We start from the raw sequence: 23,103 nt of genomic DNA, 5'->3' as shown, positions 1-23,103 counted from the left end.
CTCCGGGCTTCGTTCTTTCGTGTTTCCAGCTTATCAGATGTTTTCCGCTCCGTTTCCGGGGCTTCGTTCATCCAACTCGCCGGTGTCTTCCGGGGCTTGACGCCCTGTCCGACGTTTCAAACTCTAGCCGATCCCCGCTCCAAAAAGCGAATCCGACCGCAATCCGATAAAACGCGCACGCCGAATAAGCACCAGGTCGAGACGCGAAAAGCGAAAACGACCGGCACGAACCGGAAGTGGTGTTTCTGGGGATTGGCCGCTCCGGGACCGTCCGCGCCGATGCGTGTCCGGTGCTCCCTGCCGAGCGACTAGGAAACACTACCCCTGTCCGGGATCGAAGGCAAACCCGTCCCGGAGACGGTGCGGGTGCAGAGCGCCCGCCCGGGCTTCACGTACGCGCCGTTGGGGTGGTCGTTGCCGGTGACCCACTGGCGCGCGGTGGCCTCGTCGCGGCCGCCGTCGCGGTGCCGCCGGAGCAGACGCTCCTCGCGGACCTCGTCATCCGTGTGCACGTACCAGAGCTCGCGCAGGAGTCGGCGGGCATCGGACCAGGGCGTGTCGGCGGAGGCGAGGTAGTTGCCCTCGGTGATGACGAGCCGGGTGTGCGGGCGGACCACGTGGCGGGCGGCGACCGGTTCGTCCAGGGTGCGGTCGAAGTCCGGGACGTAGATGTCCTGGAACCGGTCGCCCGCGATGCGGCGCAGCAGGGCGAGGTAGCCGTGGGCGTCGAAGGTGACCGGGGCGCCCTTGCGGTGGGTCAGGCCGAGGCGGTCGAGCTGGGCGCCGGAGAGGTGGAAGCCGTCGAGCGGGACGTAGGCGGCGGTGCCGGGGCCTTCGGCACGCTCGACCTCGGCGACCAGGTGGCGGGCCAGGGTGGACTTGCCGGCGCCGGGCGGGCCGGCAAGTCCCAGGATCGTGCGGGCGTTGCTGCCCGGGCCGCGGAGGAAAGCGAGGGCAAGGGCGGTGAGGCGGTCCTCGTTCATGGCCGCACCTTACTGAGCGCGCCCGTCTTACTGAGCACGCCCGTGCTCGGCGCGGCCCCGTGCCGGGCACGGGGCCGCCGGGCCGAGCCGGCTCAGCGTTCGGCGAGGGCGGGCAGGTCCAGGGTGAGGGTGCCGGCGTCGGCGTCGAGCAGGGCGGGAACGCCGAGCGGGACGGTGAGGGTGGACGGGCAGTGGCCGAAGCCCAGTTCCCAGAGCACGGGGACGCCGAGCCCGCCGAGCCGGTCGAGCATCACGTCCCGGACCCGTTCCGGCCGTCCGCAGCCCTCCCAGGAGCCGAGGGCGACACCGGCCACGCCGTCGAGGGCACCGGAGCGCAGGAGCTGGGTGAGCAGGCGGTCGAGCTGGTAGGGGTGCTCGTTCACGTCTTCGAGCAGCAGGATGCCTCCCTCGTACGAGGCCCGGGCGGCGGGCGTGCCGCGCTCGGCGGTGAGGACGTGGAGGCAGCCGCCGGCCGTGACGCCGCGGGCCCGGCCGGGGACGAGCGGGGCGGCGGTGGGTGACGTGAGGACGGTGACGGCGGCGGGGTCGAAGAGGGTGCGGCGGAGGTGCTCGGCGGTCGGGCCGTCGGAGACGAAGGAGGCCCCGGCGGCCAGCGGTCCGTACAGGGTGGCGAGGCCGAGGCGCTGGGCGAACGCCTCGTGGAGGGAGCTGACGTCGCTGAAGCCGATGAAGGGCTTGGGCCCGGCGGCGCGCATCGCGGTCCAGTCGAGCAGGTCGGCCATGCGGTGCGCGCCGTACCCGCCGCGGGCGCAGATGACGGCGTCGACGGTGGGGTCGAGCCAGGCGTTCCGGAGGTCGGCGGCGCGGTCCGCGTCGGTGCCGGCCAGGTAGCCGAGGGAGGGGTGGGTGTCGAGGACGTGCGGGGCGACGGTGACGCGCAGTCCCCAGGAGCGGAGGATCGCGCACCCGGCGGTGAGGCGTGCCGCGTCGATCGGGCCGCTGGGCGCGACGACGGCGATGTGGTCGCCGGGGCGCAGGTGCGGCGGGCGGGTCAGCCCCTGGCCGGGTGCGGTCGGGTGCTGGTCCATGGGCCGGGCCACCTTTCGGGCGCGGGAGCGGGGTGCGGGCGGTCGCGCTGTGGCCGCGACCGCCCGGTGACGATATGCCCCGTGTCAACCGGCCGATGTCCGCGGGAGGCGGTCCGCTGTCCGGACGGCTTCGGCGGGCTCCGGCGGGTGAGCGCTCTTCAGATGGCCGCCCCCATCACCTCCCGGACCTCGGCGAGGGTGGCGTCGGCGACGGCGTTGGCCCGCTCGGCGCCGTCGCGCAGGACCTGCCGCAGGTGGCCCCGGTCGACGGCGAGTTCGGCGCGGCGGGCGCGCATCGGGCGGAGGAACTCGTTGACGGACTCCGTGACGGTGCGCTTGAGCGCGGCGGCGCCGCCGTCGCCGATCTCCTCGGCGACGGCCTCGGGGGCGCGGTCCTGGCAGAGGGCGGCGAGCAGGACGAGGCTGGAGACTTCGGGACGGTTGACCGGGTCGTAGCCGATCCGGCGGTCGGCGTCGGTCCTGGTGCCGCGGATGATCCGGGCGGTCTCGTCCTCGGTGGCGCCGAGGGCGACCGCGTTGCCCCGGCTCTTGCTCATCTTGCCGCCGTCGGTGCCGAGCAGCATCGGGGCGTCGGAGAGCAGGGCCTGCGGTCGGGGGAAGACGGCGCTGCCGTCGGCGTGCGGGTAGCGCTCGTTGAAGCGGCGGGCGACGGTGCGGGCGACTTCGAGGTGGGGCAACTGGTCCTGGCCGACCGGGACCAGGTCGGCCTTGCAGAAGAGGATGTCGGCCGCCTGGTGGATGGGGTAGGTGAACATCAGCCCGCTGACGGCGGCCTGCCGGGAGTGGGTGATCTCGTCCTTGACGGTGGGGTTGCGCCCCAGTTCGGCGACGCTGACCAGGCTGAGGAAGGGGAGCAGCAGCTGGTTCAGGGCGGGGACGGCGCTGTGCGGGAAGATCGTCGCCCGCTCGGGGTCGAGGCCGGCGGCGAGGTAGTCGAGGACGAGGTTCTCGGTGTGCTCGGCGAGCCGGTCGGCGAGGTCGCGGTCGGTGATGACCTGGTAGTCGGCGACCACGACGAACATCTCGACTCCCTGGTCCTGGAGCCGGACCCGGTTGCGCAGGGTGCCGAAGTAGTGGCCGAGGTGGAGCGGTCCGGTGGGCCGGTCCCCGGTGAGGACGCGGTGGGCGGTCGGATCGTCGACCGGGGCGGACGGAACGGACGTGTTGGCGGCGGCGGTCGCGAGAGCGGTGGTCGCGGAGGCTGTGCTCCCGGAAGCTGTGCGCGCGGAAGCGGTGGTCGCAGTGGTGGTCACGGCGGCGGCGGTGGTCAAGGTCTATCTCCTCGGTGCGGCGGCGGTGGCGGCCGTCCGGGGCGAGGAACCCGTCCTGCGGGGAAACGCAGCAGGGCCGTCCATCCCGGACGGCCCTGGTCAGGCAGGTGTGGTGGCCGTCCTAGGACGGCCACCAGCACAGGCCCACGAAGCGCTTCATGCAGCCCACAGTAACGGCGTCAGTCCTCCACGACCAGTGCCGGGGTGTCCTTGTGCAGCGTCTCGCCGCGGAAGAACTCCGGCCGGATGAAGCCGTACCAGGTCATCAGCGCGGCGCCGAGCAGCAGGATGCCGACGCCGATCACGAAGACCGAGCCGATGCCGAAGACCGAACCACTGCCGTAGTCCGGGTCCCAGGCGTCGGTGAGGGTCTGGAGGAAGACCGCGGTGAGCAGCACGCCGCCGAGGAGCGGGGCGGCGCCCTTGAGCAGCAGGTCGCGGACACCGCCGCGCAGCGAGCGGCGGAAGTACCAGACGCACGCGAAGGCGGTCAGCGCGTAGTAGAAGCAGATCATCAGGCCGAGCGCCAGGATGGTGTCCTGGACGACGTTCTCGCTGATCAGGCTCATGCCGACGTAGAAGACCGCGGTGGCGATGCCCGCCGCGACGGTGGCGTAGCCGGGGGTGCGGAAGCGCGGGTGGACGGCGCCGAAGCGCGGCGGCACGGCGCGGTAGGCGCTCATCGCGAGCAGGGTGCGGGCCACCGGGATGAAGGTGGTCTGCAGACTGGCGGCGGCGCTGGCGACGACGGCCAGGAAGAGCAGGATGCTCCACGGCGAGCCGAGCACCGGACGGGCCAGTGCGGCGAAGACGTTGTCGGCGGTGGCCGGGTTGCCGAGGCCGTTGCCGGTGCTGCCGACGCCCGCGAACATCTGGGAGGCGATCGCGACCAGCAGGTACGAGCCGACCAGGGTGACCATCGAGATCATCGCGGCGCGGCCGGGGGTCTTGGCGCTGCCCTGGGTCTCCTCGTTCATGGTCAGGCAGGTGTCCCAGCCCCAGTACATGAAGATCGACAGCGACAGTCCGGCGGTGAACGCGCTGAACGAGCTGACCTGGAGCGGGTTGAGCCAGGAGAAGGAGAAGCCGATCGAGTCGGGCAGGTCACCGGAGGCGGCCTTGCCGATGGCGATGGCGGAGAAGAGCAGCAGCACGGCCAGTTGGAGGCCGACCAGGCTGTACTGGAACCACTTGGTGGCGGTCATCCCCCGGTAGCTCATCGCGGTGGCGCCGGCGATCAGCAGGACCACGGTGAGCAGGTGGACGGCCTTGTTCTGGTCGAGTTCGGTGACCCAGCCGCTGCCGGTCATCTCCCCGAGCATCAGGTACAGGAAGTCGGTCGCGACCCCGGCCAGGTTGGAGAGCACGATGATGGTCGCCACCGTCAGCCCCCAGCCGGCCAGCCAGCCGACCCGGGGGCCGAAGGCCCGGACGCCCCAGGTGAAGGACGTGCCGCAGTCCGGGAAGTCCTTGTTCAGCTCCTTGTACGCGAACGCGACGAGCAGCATCGGCAGGAAGCCCGCCAGGAACACCGCGGGCATCTGGACGCCGACCGCGGTGACGGTCGGTCCGAGTGTCGCTGTCAGGCAGTAGACCGGGGCGACCGTCGAGACGCCCAGCACCACACTGCTCAGCAGGCCGACGGAACCGCCCCGTAGACCCTTGTCCCCCGCTCCCCCAGCGGTCCCCTGACTGCCGGGGACTCCACCACTGATGCCACTGACCGGGGCACCCTGCGGAGCGCCGGGCGCCATTGCCCGGCCGCTGCTCGTGTGCTCTGAGAGCTGCTGATCAAACACCAGCGCACCCTAGAGGCGGGCATGGAAGGTTGAGTAGACCAACCCTTGGTGATCTAAACCACTTGCTTCGATTCGTTCGCCTGAAGGGCATTGGGGTTGCTGTATTTATGGCTTGTTCACCCATGTACCTTTGTTTCAAAGGAGTTGGGCCAAGAAATTTTCTCCCTTTTGCCAAGGTTCGACATGGTTTGCCCCTTCGGCGCGGACGGCCCGCACCCCCGCCTCCCTCTCATCGGATAGGTTTGCCTAACCTAAATTCGATCGTGAAAGGAGCGTCGCGTGCCCCCCACCTCCGACGACCTGGCCCTCGCCCCCCGCACCGCGACCCGCCGCAGGTTCCTCACCGCCGGGATCGCCGGAGGTGCCGTGCTCGGCCTCGGCGGACTGCTCACCGCCTGCGGCAGCTCGGGCGGCGCGGGTGGATCGGGCGGCAGCGGCGGTTCGACCCCGGCCGGCGGCGGCTCCTCCCCGAACCAGAAGTCGGTCAAGCAGGGCGGCGACGACTACGCGGCCGTGATCGAGAAGATGAAGGGCTTCGGCACCGACGCCGCCCCCGGCGTCTACCCGCGCACCCTCCGGCACGCGATGGGCGAGACCGTCATCCCGGCCAGGCCCACCCGGGTCGTGGTGCTCGACACCGGCGAGCTCGACAACGTCGTCGCCCTCGGCATCCAGCCGGTCGGCGTCGTGTACACCGACGGTTCCAAGTCCCTGCCGTCCTACCTCAAGGACAAGGCCGGCAGCCCCGCCGCCGTCGGCACCATCAACAGCCTCAACCTGGAGGCCATCGCCGCGCTCAAGCCGGACCTGATCCTCGGCAGCCAGCTGCGGGCCCAGGACCAGTACGCCCAGCTGTCCAAGATCGCGCCGACCGTCTTCTCGCTGCGCCCCGGCTACCCCTGGAAGCAGAACTTCCTGCTCAACGCGAGTGCGTTCGGCCTGGAGGCCGAGGCCAAGGCGCAGCTCGACGCGTACCAGGCCGCGGCCGCGGCGATCGGCGCGAAGCTCGGCGACAAGCGGCCCACCATCACTCCGCTGCGCTTCATGCCGGGCCGGACCCGGCTCTACGCCGAGCTCTCCTTCATCGGCACCATCCTCACCGACGTGCCGCTGCCGCAGCCCGGGATCGAGCAGGTCCAGGAGCTCGCGGTGGAGGTCAGCCCGGAGCAGATCGACAAGGCCGACGCCGACTGGATCTTCTACGGCGTGTACGGAAGCCCCAGCTCGACCAACCAGGACGCGGTGCTGGGCGGCGCGCTCTGGAAGACGCTCGGTGCGGTCAAGTCCGGTCAGGCCCGGCCGGTTTCGGACGAGACCTGGTTCCTCGGGCTCGGCGTCATGGCGGCGAACGCGGTGCTCGCCGACCTCAAGGGCTTTGTCGCGCCCGCTGGTTGATCTCCCGGCCGGTCCTTGACCGGCCCGAGGGCCGGTCGCTCGCCGGTCGCTCGACCAACCGTTGACCGGTCGCTCGGCCGATCCTGCCCGGCGGGGCGGGATCGGGGCCCGCGGGCAGAACACGGTGCCGTTCCGGTCGTGTGGCAACGGTGTTCGCCCTGCGCCGTCTTGGGCGATCCCGGGTGATCCCACGACGATCCCGCGGTGGTGTCGCGGTGGTATCGCGCACACCGTCGGGTTCGACGCTTGGAGCTGATCGCGTGGTGCGGGAGGATCGTCGGGACCGTTCCCCGAAGGGCCCGCAGATGACTTCGCTCCACCCCGCCGCAACCGACCCGTCCCTGCCCGGCCCGCCCGGGGACAGCGCCGGATCCTCGCCCCCGCCCGCCGTACCGGGCCCGCCCGCCGCGGCCGTCCCGGTGTGCTCGATCGCGACCGTCGTCGAGCCCGGTGCGGCCGCGCCCGGCTTCCCGGAGGGAGGGGCGCGCCGGACCGGCCCGGCACGCCTCGACTCGGTGCCGCAGCCGCGCCGCCGGTACGACGCGGAGGCGCCGACCGTCCCGCCGGCGGACGCGTGCCGTCTACCGGTCGCGGAGGTACCGGCCCCGCCCGGCGTGGACGCGGAGACCGAGGACGGTCCGGTCGCTCCCGGCGCATCCGACGAGCGTGCCACCGAGGCGCCCGACGCCCTCCACGGGCCGGACGGAGCCGAGACCGGGTTCGTCCGGTTCGGGTCCGCCGCCGCGCCCTCGGAGGCCGGTCCGTCCGTGCCGACACAGCGCACGATGCGCGAAGAGCCGCGGATCCTGGGATCCCGGCGGCCGTCGCCCTCACGGCGACTGCGCCGGATGCACCCGCAGGCCGCCCGGAGCGGGCAGGGGGCGACCGCACGGGAGACGGCCGCGTCCGGCCCGACCGGCACGGGCCTGCCGGGTGCCACCGGCCGGGCCGACCAACGGGCCGGCGAACGGGGCGAACGGGCCGGCGCGGCGGGAGCGGCGGCGCAGGGACCGTCGTTCGGAACCGGAGCTCCCCGAACCGGAGCTCCCCGAGCCGGGGCTCTCGATGCCGGCTCCGGAACCGGCGTCGCCAGCCGGAGCTCTGCCGGGACCGACCCCGCCGCCGTCGACCGCTCTGCCGTCGACGGCACCGTCGGCCCCTCCGCCGGGGCCTCGTGGGCCGAACCGCCGCTCGGCATCCTGATCGGCGCCGGCCCGGGGCCCACCGAGGCCCTCGGTCGGCCGGAGGAACGGGCACCGGTACGGGTGGCGGCCCGGCCGATCCGGGTCGGCCGCGGCACCTGCCTGGTGGTGCTGCCCTCCTGGCGGCCCGCCATCGCCGTCTCGGTGCCGACCGAGCAGCTGCTGTCCGCGACCGGGCTCGCGGCCGACCAGCTGGTCGGCGCCCCGCTGACGGTGCTGATGAACCCCGCCGCGCTGCACGACCGGGAGCTGGAACTGCACGGCTGGGAGCCCGGTCCGGCCGCGCGGACCCGGCGCGGCGGGCGCGGGTAGCCGCTCCACCGGGCGCCGTTCGGTGCCGGGCCGCGCGGGCCCGACAGGCCGGGAGGGCGCCGGGCCGCGCGGGTCCAGCGGACCCAGCGGGCCCAGCGGCGCTAGCGGGCCCGACGGCGCTAGCGGGCCCGACGGGTGACCGGGCCGTTCGGGACGTATCCGAGGTCGACAGGCACCGGCGGTCGACCGTCCACGGCCCAGCCCGCGCGGACCGTGTCCAGCAGTTCCGGCAGCGCGGGCGGCCAGAGCGCGTCGGCGTTCTCGTCGGCGAGGTCGGCCGGGGTCCACCAGCGCCAGTCCAGGATCCGGTCGACCGCGTGCACCGCGCTGACGTCGCCGACCGGGCCGCGGTGCGGCCCTGCGGCGAGGTAGATGTGCTCGTGCTGGCGGACCGGGGTGCCGTGCCAGGTGAAGTCGTGCTCCCAGGTGCAGAGCAGCGGGCCGGGTTCGAGGTCGCTCCAGCCCGTCTCCTCCCACAGCTCGCGCCGGGCGCCGTCCCACGGGGTCTCGCCCGGCTCCAGCCCGCCGCCCGGCATGGTCCAGTGCACGCCGACCTCGTCGTTGTCCGAACGGAGCAGGAAGACCGAGCCGTTCTCGTCCAGGACCACCGTGCGGGCGGCCCGCCTCGGCCTGCGCTTGCGGGAGCTCAGCAGATTTCGCATCGGGTCACTCTCGCAGTGGCCGCCCGGGGCGTCGAGCGGATTCGGCACTCCGGTCGGGTGCTCGGGTCGACCCGTCCGTCGTGGCGGGCCCGGGATCAGCCCACCGACCGTACTCTGACGGCCATGCCCGTACCCGCGATCATCTTCCCCGCCGATCCGCTCAACCCGCGCCGGCCCGACCCGCACTTCGCCTGGGAGGCCAGGATGCTGCGGGAGTTGGGTGGCGAGCACCATCTGGTCGACCACGACGGGCTGCTCGCCGGGCGGGCCGAGGAGGCCGTCCGACGGGTACCGGCGGACAGCGGGCCGCTCTGGTACCGGGGTTGGATGCTGCCCACCACCCGGTACGCCGACTTCGCCGCCGCGCTCACCGCCCGCGGCGGCACCCTGCTGACCAGCCCGCCCGGGTACGCGGCGGCCCACGAACTGCCCGGCTGGTACGACGTGTTCGAGGGTGCGACGCCGGCCAGCGCGTGGATCCCGTCGGAGGGGCCGGTGGCGCCCGGGCCCGAGGAACTGGCGGAGGCCGCGGCCCGGATCGGCGGGCACGGGCCGGCGATCGTCAAGGACTACGTGAAGTCGCGCAAGCACGAGTGGCACGAGGCCTGCTACGTGCCCGAGTTGGCCGACCTGGCGGCCGTCGGACGGGTGGTGGAACGGTTCGTCGAGCTGCAGGGCGAGTTCCTGGCGGGCGGCGTGGTGCTGCGGCGGTACGAGGAGTTCGAGGGCGCGGGCGTCCCGGCGGGGCCGGCCGGCGCGAACGGCGCCGACCGCGCGGCCGACGCGAGCGGGGTGTCCGACGTGAGCGAGGTGTCCGGTGCCGCCGGTGCGGCCGGCCCGGAGCACGCCGACGGCGACGCGCCGGGCAGCGGCGGGCGGCCCGTGGAGGCCCGGGTGTGGTGGCTGGACGGCCGGCCCGTCCTGGTCGGGCCGCACCCGGACGCCCCGCGCCGGACCGTCGAGCCCGACCTCACCGATGTCCCTGCGCTGGTCCGCAGGCTCGGCTGCCGCTTCGTCACCACCGACCTCGCCAGCCGGGCGGACGGCTCCGGCTGGCGGGTGGTCGAGGTCGGCGACGGGCAGGTGAGCGACCTGCCGCGCGGGATCGACGCCTCGGGACTGCTGGCCTCGCTGATCGCCGCCTGACGGTTCGTACGAAGGACCGCCGGACGGGACGCGGAGGTTCGAGGTCACAGAGGTTCGGGATCGCAGAGGTTCGGGATCGCGGCCGGCCGGGGCCGGCTTGACGCCGCCCCCGGCCCGGTGCGGGGCGGCCTATCCGGCGGCGACGGCCTCGGCCGCCGGGTGGCCGTCGGCGATGAACGCCCGCCAGAGCCGGCTGTAGGTGCCGCCCAGGGCGAGCAGTTCGGCGTGCGTGCCGTCCTCGACCACCCGGCCGTGGTCCAGGACGACCACCCGGTCGGCACGCTCGGCGGTGGTCAGGCGGTGGGCGATGACCAGGGTGGTCCGTCCGCCGCTGAGCCGGTCCGCGGCCTGGTTGACCGCGGCCTCGGTGGCCAGGTCGAGCGCCGCGGTGGCCTCGTCGAGCAGCAGGATGTCCGGGTCGACCAGCTCCGCCCGGGCCAGCGCGATCAGCTGGCGCTGACCCGCCGAGAGGTTGCGCCCGCGGCCGGCCACCTCGTGGTCGTAGCCGCCCGAGAGCCGGACGATCATGTCGTGCGCGCCGACCGCCCGGGCCGCCGCCTCCACCTCGGCCGCCGAGGCGCCCGGCCGGCCGTAGGCGATGGCCTCGCGGACCGTGCCCGCGAACAGGTACGCCTCCTGCGGCACCACACCCAGGCGGTGGCGGTACTGCGCCAGGTCGTAGCGGGTGAGGTCGACCCCGTCCACGCGGACGGTGCCCTCCGTCGCGTCGTAGAACCGGGCGACCAGCTTCACCAGCGTCGACTTTCCGGCGCCGGTCTCGCCGACCAGCGCCACCGTCTGCCCGGCCGGGATGTGCAGGTCCACGTCGCTCAGCACGGTCGGGGCGCCGTCCGCACCGCCGTTGTAGGCGAAGCCGACGCCCTCGAAGGAGATCTCGCCGCGCAGGCCCTTGACCACCGGGACCGGGTCGGCCGCCTCCGCCGTGGTGGTCGGGGTGCGCAGCAGCTCGCGGATGCGGCCGAGGCCCACCGAGGCCTGCTGGTACCCGTCGAACACCTGGGACAGCTGGTTGACCGGCGCGAAGAACAGGTCGATGTAGAGCAGGTACGCGACCAGCGCGCCGACCGTCAGCGTCCCGGCGTCGACCCGGGCCGCGCCGACGATCAGCACCAGCGCGGCGGCCACGCTGGAGAGGAACTGGACGAACGGGAAGTACAGCGAGATGTAGAGCTGGGCCCTGACCCGGGCCTCGCGGTAGGCGATGCCCCGGGCCACGAAGCGGTCGGTGTTGGTGTCCAGGCGGCGGAACGCCTGGACGATCCGCATGCCGGCCACGTTCTCCTGGAGGTCGGCGTTGACGGTGCCGATCAGGTCGCGGGAGCGCTCGTACTGGTCCTTGGACTTCTTGCGGAACACCAGGGTGGCGATCACCAGCAGCGGCAGGACGGCGAAGACCACCAGGGCCAGGCCGGCGTCGATGATCAGCAGGGCGGCGAAGATCCCGGCGAAGGTCAGCAGGCTGACCACCGCGGTGACCATGCCGGTCTGGAGGAAGGAGGTCAGCGAGTCCAGGTCGGTGGTCATCCGGGTCATGATCCGGCCGGTCAGCTCGCGCTCGTAGTAGTCCAGGCCGAGCCGGTTGAGGTGGGCGAAGATCTTGAGCCGGAGCGTGTAGAGGACGCGCTCGCCGGTACGGCCGCTGACCCGGTTCTCCGCGCCCTGCACCACCCAGTCCAGCAGCACCACGACGAGTGCGGTGAGCGAGGCGACCGCGACGCCGGACATCAGGCCCTTGCGGACGCCGTCGTCGATGCCGTGCCGGATCAGCACCGGCAGCACCAGTCCGGCCGCCGCGTCCAGGGCGACCAGCAGGAGGGCGATGAGCAGCGGGGTGCGGAAGGAGCGCAACAGGCGGCGCAGGGTGAAGTCGGGGTCGCCGGCCTCGGCCTCGGCGCGGGGGACGTCCGGGGTGTCGGAGGCCGGCGGCAGGGCCGCGACCCGGTCCAGCAGGTCGGGGTCGGCGGTGCGGGCGGCCTTGGCCAGGGCGGGGGTGGGGAGGACGGGGGTCGCCCGGGTTCCGGGGGTTCCCGCGGTGTCGTCGGTGTCGTCCGTTCCGGGAGTGGCCCGGGTTCCGGCGGTGCCGTCGGTTCCGGCGGTGCCGGGAGCGCCGTCGGTGGGAGTGCCGTCGGCGGCGCGCTGCCCGGTCGCCCGCCCGGGCTTCGCCGGGGACGCCGCCGGGGGCGCCGCCGGGGACGCCGGTTCATCGGATGCCGGTTCGGGGGCGGAGTGCCGGTCGGCGGAGCCGGCCTCGGGGTCGGTGATCAGGGCCCGGTACTGGGGACATCGGGCTTCGAGTTCCTCGTGCGTTCCGAGGTCCAGCAGCCGGCCGCGCTCCAGGACGGCGATCCGGTCGGCGAGCTGGAGGGTCGACCGGCGGTGGGCGATCAGCAGCGTGGTGCGGCCGGTCATCACCGAGCGCAGCGCGTCGTGGATCTCCGCCTCGATCTGCGGGTCCACCGCCGAGGTGGCGTCGTCCAGCAGCAGGATCCGGGGGTCGGTGAGGATCGCCCGGGCCAGTGCGATGCGCTGGCGCTGGCCGCCGGAGAGGGTCAGGCCCTGCTCGCCGACCTTGGTGTCGTAGCCGTCCGGCAGCGCGCGGACGAACTCGTCGGCCTGGGCGGCGCGGGCTGCGGCGACCACCTGTTCGTCCGTCGCGTCCGGACGGCCGTAGGCGATGTTGGTGCGGACCGACTCGGAGAAGAGGAAGCTCTCCTCGGGGACGATGCCGACCGTCGCGCGGACCGAGTCCAGGGTGAGGTCGCGCAGGTCGTGGCCGTACAGGCGGACGGTGCCGGAGGCGGGGTCGTAGAAGCGGGGCACCAGCTGGGCCACCGTCGACTTGCCGGACCCGGAGGCGCCGACCAGGGCGAGGGTCTCGCCGGGGGCCAGCTTCAGGCTGAGGCCGTGCAGGACGGGGGCGGGGTGCTCGGTGTCGTAGCGGAACTCGACCCGGTCGAATTCCAGGGCGACGTCGGGGGTCCGCGGGCCGACGGGGGCGGCAGCGAGGGCGTTGGCGGCAGCGTCGGCGGGGGCGTCGGCGGGGGTGCCGATCGCCGAGGCGCCGGCCGGGGAGCCACCGTGCGCGAGGTCCAGGGTGCGGGCGTCCGGGCGCTCCTGGACCAGCGGGCGCTCGTCGATCAGCTGCAGGACCCGCTCGACGCCGGCCCGGGCCTGCTGGCCGACGGTGATGACCATGGTCATCATCCGCACCGGGCCGGTCATCTGGGCGACGTAGGTGGAGAAGGCGACGAAGGTCCCCAGCGTGACCCGGCCATCGACCGCCAGCCAGCCGCCGAAGGCGAGGACGCCGACCTGGGCGAGCGCCGGGATCGCCTGCATCGCCGGGTTGTACCGGGCGTTCAGCCGGATCGACCGGAGCCGGGCCGCGAAGAGGTTGTGGGAGGCCTCCTCCAGCTTGTCGAGCTCCTGCGCCTCCTGTCCGAAGCCCTTGACCACGCGGACGCCGCCGATCGCGCCGTCCACCACGCCCGCGACGGCGGCCGCCTCCTGCTGGGCGGCCCAGGTGGCGGGGAAGAGGCGCTTGCGGCTGAGCACCGAGACCCACCACAGCGCGGGGGCCATGACCAGGGCGACCAGGGTGAGCGGCGGGGACAGCCAGACCATCACGGCCAGCGACATGACGAACATCAGCAGGTAGCCGGTCATCATCGGCAGCATCGAGAGCAGGCCGTTGACCAGCTGGAGGTCGGAGGTCGCCCGCCCGATCACCTGACCGGTGTCCAGCCGGTCCTGGCGGTGGCCGTCGAGCCGGCCGAGCGAGCGGAACAGGTCGCTGCGCATGTCGTGCTGGACGTCGACGGCGAGCTGGCCGCCGTAGTAGCGGCGGACCTGGGTGCAGCCGAAGACCACGAGGGCGGCGAGCAGCAGCACCACCGCCCAGGGGGCCAGCGAACGGGTGTGGGCGATGATGACGTCGTCGATGATCAGCTTGGTGACCAGCGGCACCAGCGCGGTGACGGCCATGCCGAGGAGCGAGGCGCCGAACGCGAGCAGCAGGCTGCGCCGGGACCGCCAGCTGTAGCCGACCAGACGGCGCAGCCAGCCGGCCGCCTCGGCGCCTTGGGCGGCCGCCGCGGCCGGACCGGTGTTCCCGGCGGCGGTCTGCGGGCTGTCGGCGGGAGCCTCCGGGGTCGGGCCGGGGGCCGGGGGGCCGCTCGGGGATTGCTCCACCGTGGATCCGTGAGTCTCAGGCATATTTAGGGATGCTAACCATTTCGTCGGGTGGCCGCCATGGCGTTTCCGAGCCGGAGGGGTTCGGGGCCGGCCGGGGGAGCCCCGATCATCCGGCCCAGCGGACTGGCCAACAGCCGACGGCCTGCGGTGATTCCCGGACGGACACTCGAACGGCCCACTCCCCCGGCCGTCTCCAGGATCGCCGACGACCCCTCGCGCGCCCAGCGGCCGGGGACGGGTCGGGCGTCACCCTTTGGGACCAGGCCTCCGGACGGACTGCCGCCGAGCGCCTCGAACGCCCGCGGACGCCGAACCGTCGGCGGGGACGCCCGCCGATTCCGCGGCCGCCGCGAACGCGCCGTGGGCGAGGGCGTGGAGCAGGGCGGCCATGCCGTCGCGCTGGAGGGCGACGCGCTCGCCGTGGTCGGGGTTCGGGCCGAGGCTGTGCGGGGTCGAGTTGATCAGGCCGAAGACGGCGTGCACGGCGGCCCGCGCCACCGGCTCGGCGGCGGGGCCGGCCAGCGGCGGGTAGGCCTGCCGGACCACGTCCACCCACAGCTCGACGTAGCCGCGCTGGAGCCGGCGGACGGTGCGCCGGTCCTCCTCCTTGAGGTTCAGCAGCTCCCGGTCGTGCAGGGTGATCAGGTCCCGGTCGTCCAGGGCGAAGTGGACGTGGCCGCTGATCAGCGCGTCCAGCGCGGCGGCCGGGCCTTCGCCGCCACCGGCCCGGCGGCGCCCCTCGTCCAGCAGGCGCTCGCTGATGCCGATCAGCAGGTCCGCGAGCATCGCGTCCTTGCCGGCGAAGTGGCGGTAGAGCCCGGGGCCGCTGATCCCGACCGCCTTGCCGATCTCGTCCACCCCCACACCGAGGAAGCCCCGGGCCGCGAACAGCCTCGCGGCCTCCCGGCGGATCTGGTCGCGGCGGGGGAGCGCGGAGGCGGCGGGGACGTTCGGCATGCCGTCCATCGTAGACAGTCGGGTTATCGGCCGTTAACCTGGGCGCGTAAGTTAACGTTAATTAACGTGGCGATCACGGGCGGACGCACCCGGCTGCCCACCTGGTGCCGAGGGCAAGGGAGCTCTTGGGAATGGTCATCTCAACTGCCGGAACATCCACCGGCTTCCGGCTCGGCGCAGCGGCCGGCACTGCCGCGCCCGGCGCCGCACCGTCCGCGGCCGCCGCACCGGCGCCCCGGCTCGGCAGCTCCGTCGACCCGGCCTCCGAGGCCTACCGCGCGAACACCGAAGCGCACCGGGCCCTGGTCGCCGAGCTGCGCGCGAAGCTCGACGCGGCCGCCCTGGGCGGCGGTGCCAAGGCCCGCGCCCGGCACACCTCCCGCGGAAAGCTGCTGCCCCGCGACCGGGTGGACACCCTGCTCGATCCGGCCTCCCCCTTCCTGGAGCTGGCCCCGCTGGCCGCCGACGGGATGTACGACGGCGCGGCGCCTGCGGCCGGGGTGATCGCCGGCATCGGCCGGGTCGCCGGACGCGAGGTGGTGGTGGTCGCCAACGACGCCACCGTCAAGGGCGGCACCTACTACCCGATGACGGTGAAGAAGCACCTGCGCGCCCAGGAGGTCGCGCTGGAGAACCGGCTGCCCTGCGTCTACCTCGTGGACTCCGGCGGCGCCTTCCTCCCGATGCAGGACGAGGTGTTCCCGGACCGCGACCACTTCGGCCGGATCTTCTACAACCAGGCCAGGCTCTCCGCCGCGGGCATCCCGCAGATCGCCGCGGTGCTCGGCTCGTGCACGGCCGGTGGCGCGTACGTCCCGGCGATGAGCGACCAGGCCGTGATCGTCCGCAACCAGGGCACGATCTTCCTGGGCGGCCCGCCGCTGGTGAAGGCCGCCACCGGTGAGGTGGTCACCGCCGAGGAGCTGGGCGGCGGCGAGCTGCACTCCCGCACCTCGGGCGTGACGGACCACCTGGCCGAGGACGACGCCCACGCCCTCTCCATCGTCCGCACGATCGTCGCCGGGCTCGGCCCGCGCGAGGCCAGGCCGTGGCCGCTCACCCCGGTCGAGCCGCCCGCCGTCGACCCGGCGGGCCTGTACGGCGCCGTGCCGGTCGACCCGCGCACGCCCTACGACGTGCGCGAGGTGATCGCCCGCCTGGTGGACGGCAGCCGGTTCGCCGAGTTCAAGGCGGAGTACGGCGCCACCCTGGTCACCGGCTTCGCCCGGATCCACGGCCACCCGGTCGGCATCGTCGCCAACAACGGCGTGCTGTTCTCCGAGTCGGCCGTCAAGGGCGCCCACTTCATCGAGTTGTGCGACCAGCGCGGCATCCCCCTCCTCTTCCTCCAGAACATCACCGGGTTCATGGTCGGCCGGCAGTACGAGGCGGGCGGCATCGCCAAGCACGGCGCCAAGATGGTCAACGCCGTCGCCTGCACCCGCGTCCCGAAGCTGACCGTGGTGGTCGGCGGCTCGTACGGGGCCGGCAACTACTCGATGTGCGGCCGGGCCTACTCACCTCGCTTCCTGTGGATGTGGCCGGGCGCCAAGATCTCCGTGATGGGCGGCGAGCAGGCGGCCTCCGTCCTCGCCACCGTCCGCCGCGACCAGCTGGAGGCGCGCGGCGAGCAGTGGCCGGCCGAGGCGGAGGAGGAGTTCAAGCGCCCCGTCCGCGAGCAGTACGAGCGCCAGGGCAACGCCTACTACGCCACCGCCCGACTCTGGGACGACGGTGTGATCGACCCGATGGACACCCGCACCGTCGTCGGTCTCGCGCTCACCGCCTGCGCCAACGCCCCGCTGGCACCGCCCGCTCCGTACGGCGTCTTCCGCATGTGATCCCGCCTCGTGTCACCCCTGCGTCCGTGACCCCTCCCTTCCGGGTGTGACTCCCCGCGGCGCCGGCCCACCCGGGCCGGCGCCCCGACCGCCCACCGCCACCTCCTTCGTACGGCTCCCCTCGACCCGGAGGAACGCCTCCCATGTTCGACACAGTTCTGGTCGCCAACCGCGGCGAGATCGCCCTCCGGGTGATCCGCACCCTGCGGCGGCTCGGCATCCGCTCGGTCGCCGTGTTCAGCGACGCGGACGCCGACGCGCCGCACGCCCGCGAGGCCGATGTCGCCGTCCGGCTCGGCCCGGCCGACCGCAGCGACAGCTCGGCGGCCGAGACCTACCTGCGGACCGACCGGATCCTCGACGCCGCCCGCCGCACCGGCGCCCAGGCCGTCCACCCCGGCTACGGCTTCCTCGCCGAGAACCCCGGCTTCGCCCGCGCCTGCGCCGACGCGGGCCTCGCCTTCATCGGACCTCCTCCCGGTGCGGTCGAGCTGATGGGCGACAAGATCAACGCCAAGGAGGCCGTCCGGGCCGCAGGTGTCCCGGTGGTCCCCGGCAGCCAGGCCACCGCGCCCACCGACGATCAACTCGTCGCCGCCGCCGACGAGATCGGCTACCCGGTACTGCTCAAGCCGTCCGCCGGCGGTGGCGGCAAGGGCATGCGGCTCGTACGGGACCGCGCCGACCTGCCCACCGAGATCGCCGCCGCCCGCCGCGTCGCCCGCACCGCCTTCGGCGACGACACCCTGCTGCTGGAGCGCTGGGTCGACCGGCCGCGCCACATCGAGGTGCAGGTGCTGGCCGACGCCCACGGCACCACCGTCCACCTCGGCGAGCGCGAGTGCAGCCTGCAGCGCCGCCACCAGAAAGTGATCGAAGAGGCTCCCTCCGTTCTCCTCAATGCCGAGACCCGCGCCGCGATGGGCGCCGCGGCCGTCCGCGCCGCGAAGTCCTGCGGCTACACCGGTGCCGGCACCGTGGAGTTCATCGTCCCCGGCATCGACCCGGACGCCCCCGCCGCCTCCGACGCCGAGGGGGTTCGGGACTTCTTCTTCATGGAGATGAACACCCGTCTCCAGGTGGAACACCCCGTCACCGAACTCGCCGTCGCGGTCGGCGCGGACTCGGCCCGGCTCGACCTGGTCGAGTGGCAGGTGCGCGTCGCCGCCGGCGAACCGCTCTCCTTCACCCAGTCCGACGTCTCCTTCCTGGGCCACGCCATCGAGGCCCGCATCTGTGCCGAGGACCCGGAACGGGACTTCCTGCCCACCGGCGGCCGCATCCTCACCCTGGACGAGCCCCGGGGCGAGGGCATCCGCGTCGACTCCGGAGTGGCCGCCGGAACCGTCGTCACCAGCGCCTACGACCCCATGCTCGCCAAGGTCATCGCGTACGGGCCCGACCGCCCGACCGCGCTGCGCCGGCTCCGCGCGGCGCTGGCCGACACCCGCATCCTGGGCATCACCACCAACACCGGCTTCCTGCGCCGACTGCTCGCACACCCCGAGGTCGCCGCCGGCCGATTGGACACCGGCCTGGTGGAGCGGACGGCCCAGGAGCAGCCGGCCCTGCTCACCTCGCCGCACTCCCCCGCGAACGCGATCACCCCGGACGCGACCGCGGCGGACCCGACCGCGGCGGTCGAAGCACCGTCACCCGCTCACCTCCTCTACTACGCGGCCGCACTGGCGCGGCACCTGGAACTCACCCCGGCCGCCGACCCCGACGGCTGGACCGACCCGTTCTCCCTTCCCTCCGGCTGGCGCCTGGGCGGCACCCCCGCCTGGACCACCCACCGACTCCGTACCCCCGGCCAGGACCCGGTGGCGGTGCGCATCCGTTCGATCACTGCGGGCAACGTAGCCGACGCCACTGACAATTCCGCCGGGACCACCCGCGAGGTGGAGCTCCGGCTCGACGAGGGCCCCGCGCACCGCGCCCGCGCGACCCTGGCCGGCGACCGGCTGCACCTGACCGTCGACGGCCTCCGCACCACGTTCTCGCTGGCCACCGACGCCACCCCCGGCCTCGCCGGCGGACCGGTGACGTGGCTCGGCATCGAGGGCGACGCCTGGCCGCTGCACGCCTACGACCCGGTCGTCGAGAGCACCGCCGGGGCCGGGGCGCACCACGGCGCCCTCACCGCCCCGATGCCCGGCACCGTGACCGTCGTCAAGACCACGGCGGGCGAGACGGTCCGCAAGGGGCAGCCCCTGCTCGTGCTGGAGGCCATGAAGATGGAACACGTGATCGCCGCCCCGCACGACGGCGTGGTGAGCGAACTGCGGGCCGCCGCCGGCGCCACCGTCGCGATGGAGGACCTGCTGGTCGTGGTCACCCCGGTCGAGGACGCGGCGGGCGAGGACGCCGCGGCCGACCCGGTCGCCACCCCCGCCGAGCCCGCGGAGGTCCGGTCGTGACCACCCCCGCCCCCGCCCGCGAGCCCGACGCCCTCGACCTGGGCCTGCCCGACCCGGTCCGCGCCCCCGGCCTGCCCGAGGCGGTCCGGATCCACGAGGTCGGACCGCGCGACGGCCTGCAGAACGAGAAGTCCTCGGTGCCGGTCGAGGTCAAGGCCGAGTTCATCGCCCGGCTCGCGGCCGCCGGGCTGCGCACCGTCGAGGCCACCAGCTTCGTTCACCCGAAATGGGTACCGCAGCTGGCTGACGCGGAGGAGCTGTTCCCCCGGCTCGCCGGCCTGCCGGAGCGCCACCCCGGCCTGCGGCTGCCGGTGCTGGTGCCCAACGAGCGCGGCCTGGACCGCGCGCTCGCCCACCACGCCTCCGACATCGCGGTGTTCGCCAGCGCCACCGAGACCTTCGCCCGCCGCAACCTCAACCGCTCGGCGGACGAGGCCATGGCGATGTTCCGCCCGGTCGTGGCCCGGGCCACCGAGGCCGGGGTCGCGGTCCGCGGCTACCTCTCGATGTGCTTCGGCGACCCGTGGGAGGGCCCCGTCCCGGTCGACCAGGTGGTCCGGTACGGCGTGCAGCTGCTGGAGCAGGGCTGCGCGGAGCTGAGCCTCGGCGACACCATCGGGGTGGCCACTCCGGGCCAGGTCACCGCCCTGCTGGCGGGCTTCGAGCGGGCCGGCGTCCCGGTCGACCGGCTCGCCGTGCACTTCCACGACACCTACGGCCAGGCGCTCAGCAACACCCTGGCGGCACTGCGCGAGGGCGTCACCACCGTGGACGCCTCGGCGGGCGGCCTGGGCGGCTGCCCGTACGCGAAGAGCGCCACCGGCAACCTGGCCACCGAGGACCTGGTCTGGATGCTGCACGGGCTCGGCGTCCGGACCGGCGTCGACCTGCGCGCGCTCGTCGCGACCAGCGGCTGGATGGCCGAGCGCCTCGGCCGCCCGAGTCCCTCCCGCGCCGTCCAGGCGCTGCTCGGCCCCACCGGGAGCTGACCCGCCCGCACCCGTCCCGGCGCCGACCGCCCGCAACCCGGCCGGCGCCGCGCACCACCCGCACCGCCCGACACCCGTCCCTCACATCACACCGCGCGTCCGTCACACCGTCCGACGGACGCCGGTCACCCCGCTCACGTCCGCGGCCGACCCGGCCGGGCGCCAGGAGGATCACCATGCTCGACCACAGGCTCAGCAGCGAGTACGAGGAACTGCGGCGCACCGTCGCCGAGTTCGCCCAGGACGTGGTGGCGCCGAAGATCGGCGGGTTCTACGAGCGGGAGGAGTTCCCCTACGAGATCGTCCGGGAGATGGGGCGGATGGGGCTCTTCGGCCTGCCCTTCCCGGAGGAGTACGGCGGCATGGGCGGGGACTACTTCGCCCTCGGCCTCGCCCTGGAGGAACTCGCCCGCGTCGACTCCTCGGTGGCGATCACCCTGGAGGCCGCCGTCTCGCTCGGCGCGATGCCGATCTACCGGTTCGGCACCGAGGAGCAGAAGCGCGAGTGGCTGCCCCGGCTGACCTCGGGCGAACTCCTCGGCGCCTTCGGCCTCACCGAGCCGGAGGGCGGGTCGGACGCGGGGGCCACCCGCACCACGGCGCGCTACGACGAGGCCACCGACGAGTGGGTCATCAACGGGACCAAGTGCTTCATCACCAACTCCGGTACCGACATCACCGGTCTGGTCACCGTCACCGCACTCACCGAACCGATCGCTCGTTCGAGTGAAGAGGGCGAATTCCGCTCGCCTGTACGGGAGATCTCCTCCATCATCGTGCCCACCGGGACCCCCGGATTCCAGGTCTCGAAGAAGTACTCGAAGGTCGGGTGGAACGCATCCGACACCCGCGAACTGTCCTTTACCGACTGCCGCGTTCCCGCGGCCAACCTGCTGGGCGAGCGTGGCCGAGGCTACGCCCAGTTCCTGCGGATCCTCGACGAGGGCCGCATCGCGATCGCGGCCCTGGCCACCGGCCTGGCCCAGGGCTGCGTCGACGAGTCCGTGAAGTACGCCGGCGAGCGCCGGGCCTTCGGCCGGCCGATCGGCGCCAACCAGGCCATCCAGTTCAAGCTTGCCGACATGGAGCTGCGCGCCCACACCTCCCGCCTGGCCTGGCGGGACGCCGCTTCCCGGCTGCTGCACGGTGAACCGTTCAAGAAGGAGGCCGCGATCGCGAAGCTGTACTCGTCCGAGGCCGCCGTCGACAACGCCCGCGAGGCGACCCAGATCCACGGCGGGTACGGCTTCATGAACGAATTCCCGGTCGCCCGTTTCTGGCGCGACTGCAAGATCCTGGAAATCGGGGAGGGCACGTCCGAGGTCCAGCGCATGCTCATCGCCCGGGAACTGGGCGTCGGTTCGTGACGACCACACCCTGATGGTCACCTCCTGAGCCGCGCCCACCGGGTCACGTACCACTCAACGCGCTTCCCCGCGCACAGAGTTGGGGAGCCCGACGATGGAGGAGGCAGCAGGAGGAGACCTCGGGGAGGCTTCGTGAGAAGCCTCAGGAACGAGAGACCTCAGGGGATCACGATCACCGGACGGTTGGCCCGCCGCGCCAGCCGTCCGGAGACCGAGCCGAAGATCTTGCCGAGCAGGCCGTGCGTCGTGCCGACGACGATCGCGTCGGCGGCGTACTCACGACCGACCTCCTCGATCTCGTGGCAGATGTCCCCGCCGCGCTCAACCAGGATCCACGGCACCCCGGTGAGGAAGTCCGCGCAGGCGAGCTCCAGGCCGAGGACCTCGGTCCGGTGGTCGGGGAGGTCGACGAAGACGGGTGGCTCGCAGCCTGCCCAGACGGTGGCGGGCAGACGGTTGGCCACGTGCACGATCACCAGACCGCACTGCGAACGGCGCGCCATGCCGACGGCGTAGGCGAGGGCGCGCTCGCTCGACAGCGAGCCGTCGAAGCCGACCACCACACCGTGCTGGAACACCGGGTCGAGGGACGGCGCCGGAGCTTCCTGCCCGGACGGCTCGGCATGGCCACCCAGCGGGCCGGCCGCGCCGGCAGCCGCCTCCGGACGCTCGGCGCCCGGGCCCAGGCGGCCCGTCACCGGAGACCCGGCAGGGTCGGCCGGGGGTTCGCCACGCCGCTGGCGGGGCCCCTGGCGCTCACGGCGGGCGAGGCTGCCCCGACGGGCGAGGCCGCGCAGAGCGCGCGCGAAGCCCGGCGGGCCGTCACGCCCCGGGCCGGACTCCCCTGGCTCTGCCGGCCGGGCCACATCGGTCGGCCGGGCCGCGCCGATCGGCTGGACCGCACGGGCCGCTCCGGCCGCCTCGGATTCCTCGGCGGCGTCGGCTCGCTCGCGTCCCGTCCGTACGCCCGGGACGCGGCCCGGGGCTTCGGCGCGCGCGTCAGCTCGTCCATCGACTCGTTCATCGACTCGTCCATCGGCTCGTCCATCGGCTCGCGGGCCGACAGACCCGCCCGCGCCGCCGTCCCGGCGACCGTCGCCGTGGCCACCGTCGCGGCCGTCGTCACGGTCGCCGTCGGGACCGCCTTCGCGGCCCTCACCGAGGCGGCCACTGCGGCGATCACGGCCGTCGTCACCGTGCCGGTCGGCGCGGACTTCGGCCGGCCCGTCGGGACGGTCGCAGGCAGACCCGCCCGCCGGGCCCACGCTGCGGGGCGTGTCCGGTTCGACCGGTCGGGGAGGCTCAAAACCAGCCATGGCTCACGGCTCTTCGATGGAGAGGGGCCGACAGGAGAGGAGAACAACGCTGCCCGGGCAGCAGGCCCGCCCACGGGATGACGTCGGTCTGCGCCGCGCAGCACCGTATGGACCTGTTCCTTTCAGAGTACGACGGGCCTGGGGCCCCGCCCAGCGAG

Annotated in this window: 16 protein-coding genes; 8 read left to right on the top strand and 8 right to left on the bottom strand. The window is 73.6% G+C overall.

Features of this window, described 5'->3' with window-relative positions; all coding sequences use genetic code 11:
• Positions 1-308: 308 nt before the first annotated feature.
• The 4 genes from ACZ6EM_RS36525 to ACZ6EM_RS36510 form a co-directional block, all read right to left on the bottom strand.
• A complete protein-coding gene (locus tag ACZ6EM_RS36525; protein ID WP_465774297.1) occupies positions 309-983 on the bottom strand; it encodes a nucleoside/nucleotide kinase family protein in 675 nt (224 codons plus the stop codon).
• Positions 984-1,075: 92 nt separating this feature from the next.
• Positions 1,076-2,032, bottom strand: coding sequence for a S66 peptidase family protein (locus ACZ6EM_RS36520; protein ID WP_465774296.1), 957 nt, complete (start codon positions 2,030-2,032; stop codon positions 1,076-1,078).
• Positions 2,033-2,190: 158 nt separating this feature from the next.
• A complete protein-coding gene (gene trpS, locus ACZ6EM_RS36515; RefSeq protein WP_465774295.1) occupies positions 2,191-3,324 on the bottom strand; it encodes a tryptophan--tRNA ligase in 1,134 nt (377 codons plus the stop codon).
• A 179-nt stretch (positions 3,325-3,503) separates the two neighbouring features.
• Positions 3,504-5,078 (bottom strand): APC family permease, encoded by a 1,575-nt coding sequence (locus tag ACZ6EM_RS36510; RefSeq protein ID WP_465774298.1) that lies wholly within the window; start codon positions 5,076-5,078, stop codon positions 3,504-3,506.
• A gap of 324 nt (positions 5,079-5,402) precedes the next feature.
• On the opposite strand from ACZ6EM_RS36510, the gene ACZ6EM_RS36505 reads away from it, so the two are divergent.
• A complete protein-coding gene (locus ACZ6EM_RS36505; protein ID WP_401050202.1) occupies positions 5,403-6,518 on the top strand; it encodes an ABC transporter substrate-binding protein in 1,116 nt (371 codons plus the stop codon).
• A 305-nt stretch (positions 6,519-6,823) separates the two neighbouring features.
• Positions 6,824-8,032: a hypothetical protein gene (locus tag ACZ6EM_RS36500; RefSeq protein WP_465774294.1), complete on the top strand. Its 1,209-nt coding sequence runs from the start codon at positions 6,824-6,826 to the stop codon at positions 8,030-8,032.
• A 119-nt stretch (positions 8,033-8,151) separates the two neighbouring features.
• On the opposite strand, the gene ACZ6EM_RS36495 is transcribed toward ACZ6EM_RS36500, so the two are convergent.
• A complete protein-coding gene (locus tag ACZ6EM_RS36495; RefSeq protein ID WP_401050208.1) occupies positions 8,152-8,694 on the bottom strand; it encodes an NUDIX hydrolase in 543 nt (180 codons plus the stop codon).
• 123 nt (positions 8,695-8,817) lie between these two features.
• Between ACZ6EM_RS36495 and ACZ6EM_RS36490 the strand changes: the two genes are divergently transcribed.
• Positions 8,818-9,840, top strand: a complete 1,023-nt coding sequence (locus ACZ6EM_RS36490) for an ATP-grasp domain-containing protein (RefSeq protein WP_465774293.1) — start codon at positions 8,818-8,820, stop codon at positions 9,838-9,840.
• A gap of 129 nt (positions 9,841-9,969) precedes the next feature.
• Here ACZ6EM_RS36490 and ACZ6EM_RS36485 read toward each other — a convergent pair whose 3' ends face one another.
• Both ACZ6EM_RS36485 and ACZ6EM_RS36480 read right to left on the bottom strand, forming a co-directional pair.
• Positions 9,970-14,076, bottom strand: coding sequence for an ABC transporter ATP-binding protein (locus tag ACZ6EM_RS36485; RefSeq protein WP_465774292.1), 4,107 nt, complete (start codon positions 14,074-14,076; stop codon positions 9,970-9,972).
• Between the two features lie 225 nt (positions 14,077-14,301).
• Positions 14,302-15,012, bottom strand: a complete 711-nt coding sequence (locus ACZ6EM_RS36480) for a TetR/AcrR family transcriptional regulator (RefSeq protein ID WP_465774291.1) — start codon at positions 15,010-15,012, stop codon at positions 14,302-14,304.
• 131 nt (positions 15,013-15,143) lie between these two features.
• Between ACZ6EM_RS36480 and ACZ6EM_RS36475 the strand changes: the two genes are divergently transcribed.
• The 4 genes from ACZ6EM_RS36475 to ACZ6EM_RS36460 all read left to right on the top strand — a co-directional run bounded on the left by ACZ6EM_RS36475 (position 15,144) and on the right by ACZ6EM_RS36460 (position 21,629).
• Positions 15,144-16,853, top strand: coding sequence for a carboxyl transferase domain-containing protein (locus tag ACZ6EM_RS36475; RefSeq protein WP_401052854.1), 1,710 nt, complete (start codon positions 15,144-15,146; stop codon positions 16,851-16,853).
• Positions 16,854-16,996: 143 nt separating this feature from the next.
• Positions 16,997-19,273 carry an acetyl/propionyl/methylcrotonyl-CoA carboxylase subunit alpha gene (locus ACZ6EM_RS36470; protein WP_465774290.1) on the top strand — a complete coding sequence of 759 codons (2,277 nt, stop codon included), beginning with the start codon at positions 16,997-16,999 and terminating at the stop codon, positions 19,271-19,273.
• On the top strand, positions 19,270-20,262 hold the full coding sequence (locus ACZ6EM_RS36465) for a hydroxymethylglutaryl-CoA lyase (protein ID WP_465774289.1): 993 nt from the start codon (positions 19,270-19,272) through the stop codon (positions 20,260-20,262). The genes ACZ6EM_RS36470 and ACZ6EM_RS36465 overlap by 4 nt, the downstream gene beginning before the upstream one ends.
• Before the next feature lie 176 nt (positions 20,263-20,438).
• Positions 20,439-21,629, top strand: a complete 1,191-nt coding sequence (locus ACZ6EM_RS36460; RefSeq protein WP_380539122.1) for an acyl-CoA dehydrogenase family protein — start codon at positions 20,439-20,441, stop codon at positions 21,627-21,629.
• Between the two features lie 158 nt (positions 21,630-21,787).
• On the opposite strand, the gene ACZ6EM_RS36455 is transcribed toward ACZ6EM_RS36460, so the two are convergent.
• Positions 21,788-22,264: a universal stress protein gene (locus ACZ6EM_RS36455; RefSeq protein ID WP_380351429.1), complete on the bottom strand. Its 477-nt coding sequence runs from the start codon at positions 22,262-22,264 to the stop codon at positions 21,788-21,790.
• On the opposite strand from ACZ6EM_RS36455, the gene ACZ6EM_RS36450 reads away from it, so the two are divergent.
• On the top strand, positions 22,196-23,026 hold the full coding sequence (locus ACZ6EM_RS36450; protein ID WP_465774299.1) for a hypothetical protein: 831 nt from the start codon (positions 22,196-22,198) through the stop codon (positions 23,024-23,026). The two genes, ACZ6EM_RS36455 and ACZ6EM_RS36450, sit on opposite strands and share 69 nt — an antisense overlap.
• Positions 23,027-23,103 lie beyond the last annotated feature (77 nt).

The sequence above is a fragment of the Kitasatospora sp. NPDC041917 genome, from assembly GCF_055589745.1.
Note: the sequence above shows the minus strand (reverse complement) of the source record. Positions and strands in the feature narration are given on the sequence as shown.

What these genes read in the sequence shown, in the direction of transcription:
- ACZ6EM_RS36460 (WP_380539122.1), top strand. Translation starts at nt 20,439, where the DNA reads ATGCTCGACCACAGGCTCAGCAGCGAGTACGAGGAACTGCGGCGCACC.
- ACZ6EM_RS36470 (WP_465774290.1), top strand. Translation starts at nt 16,997, where the DNA reads ATGTTCGACACAGTTCTGGTCGCCAACCGCGGCGAGATCGCCCTCCGG.
- ACZ6EM_RS36525 (WP_465774297.1), bottom strand. Translation starts at nt 983, where the DNA reads ATGAACGAGGACCGCCTCACCGCCCTTGCCCTCGCTTTCCTCCGCGGC.
- ACZ6EM_RS36500 (WP_465774294.1), top strand. Translation starts at nt 6,824, where the DNA reads ATGACTTCGCTCCACCCCGCCGCAACCGACCCGTCCCTGCCCGGCCCG.
- ACZ6EM_RS36520 (WP_465774296.1), bottom strand. Translation starts at nt 2,032, where the DNA reads ATGGACCAGCACCCGACCGCACCCGGCCAGGGGCTGACCCGCCCGCCG.
- ACZ6EM_RS36495 (WP_401050208.1), bottom strand. Translation starts at nt 8,694, where the DNA reads ATGCGAAATCTGCTGAGCTCCCGCAAGCGCAGGCCGAGGCGGGCCGCC.
- ACZ6EM_RS36475 (WP_401052854.1), top strand. Translation starts at nt 15,144, where the DNA reads ATGGTCATCTCAACTGCCGGAACATCCACCGGCTTCCGGCTCGGCGCA.
- ACZ6EM_RS36490 (WP_465774293.1), top strand. Translation starts at nt 8,818, where the DNA reads ATGCCCGTACCCGCGATCATCTTCCCCGCCGATCCGCTCAACCCGCGC.
- ACZ6EM_RS36510 (WP_465774298.1), bottom strand. Translation starts at nt 5,078, where the DNA reads ATGGCGCCCGGCGCTCCGCAGGGTGCCCCGGTCAGTGGCATCAGTGGT.
- ACZ6EM_RS36485 (WP_465774292.1), bottom strand. Translation starts at nt 14,076, where the DNA reads ATGCCTGAGACTCACGGATCCACGGTGGAGCAATCCCCGAGCGGCCCC.
- ACZ6EM_RS36480 (WP_465774291.1), bottom strand. Translation starts at nt 15,012, where the DNA reads ATGCCGAACGTCCCCGCCGCCTCCGCGCTCCCCCGCCGCGACCAGATC.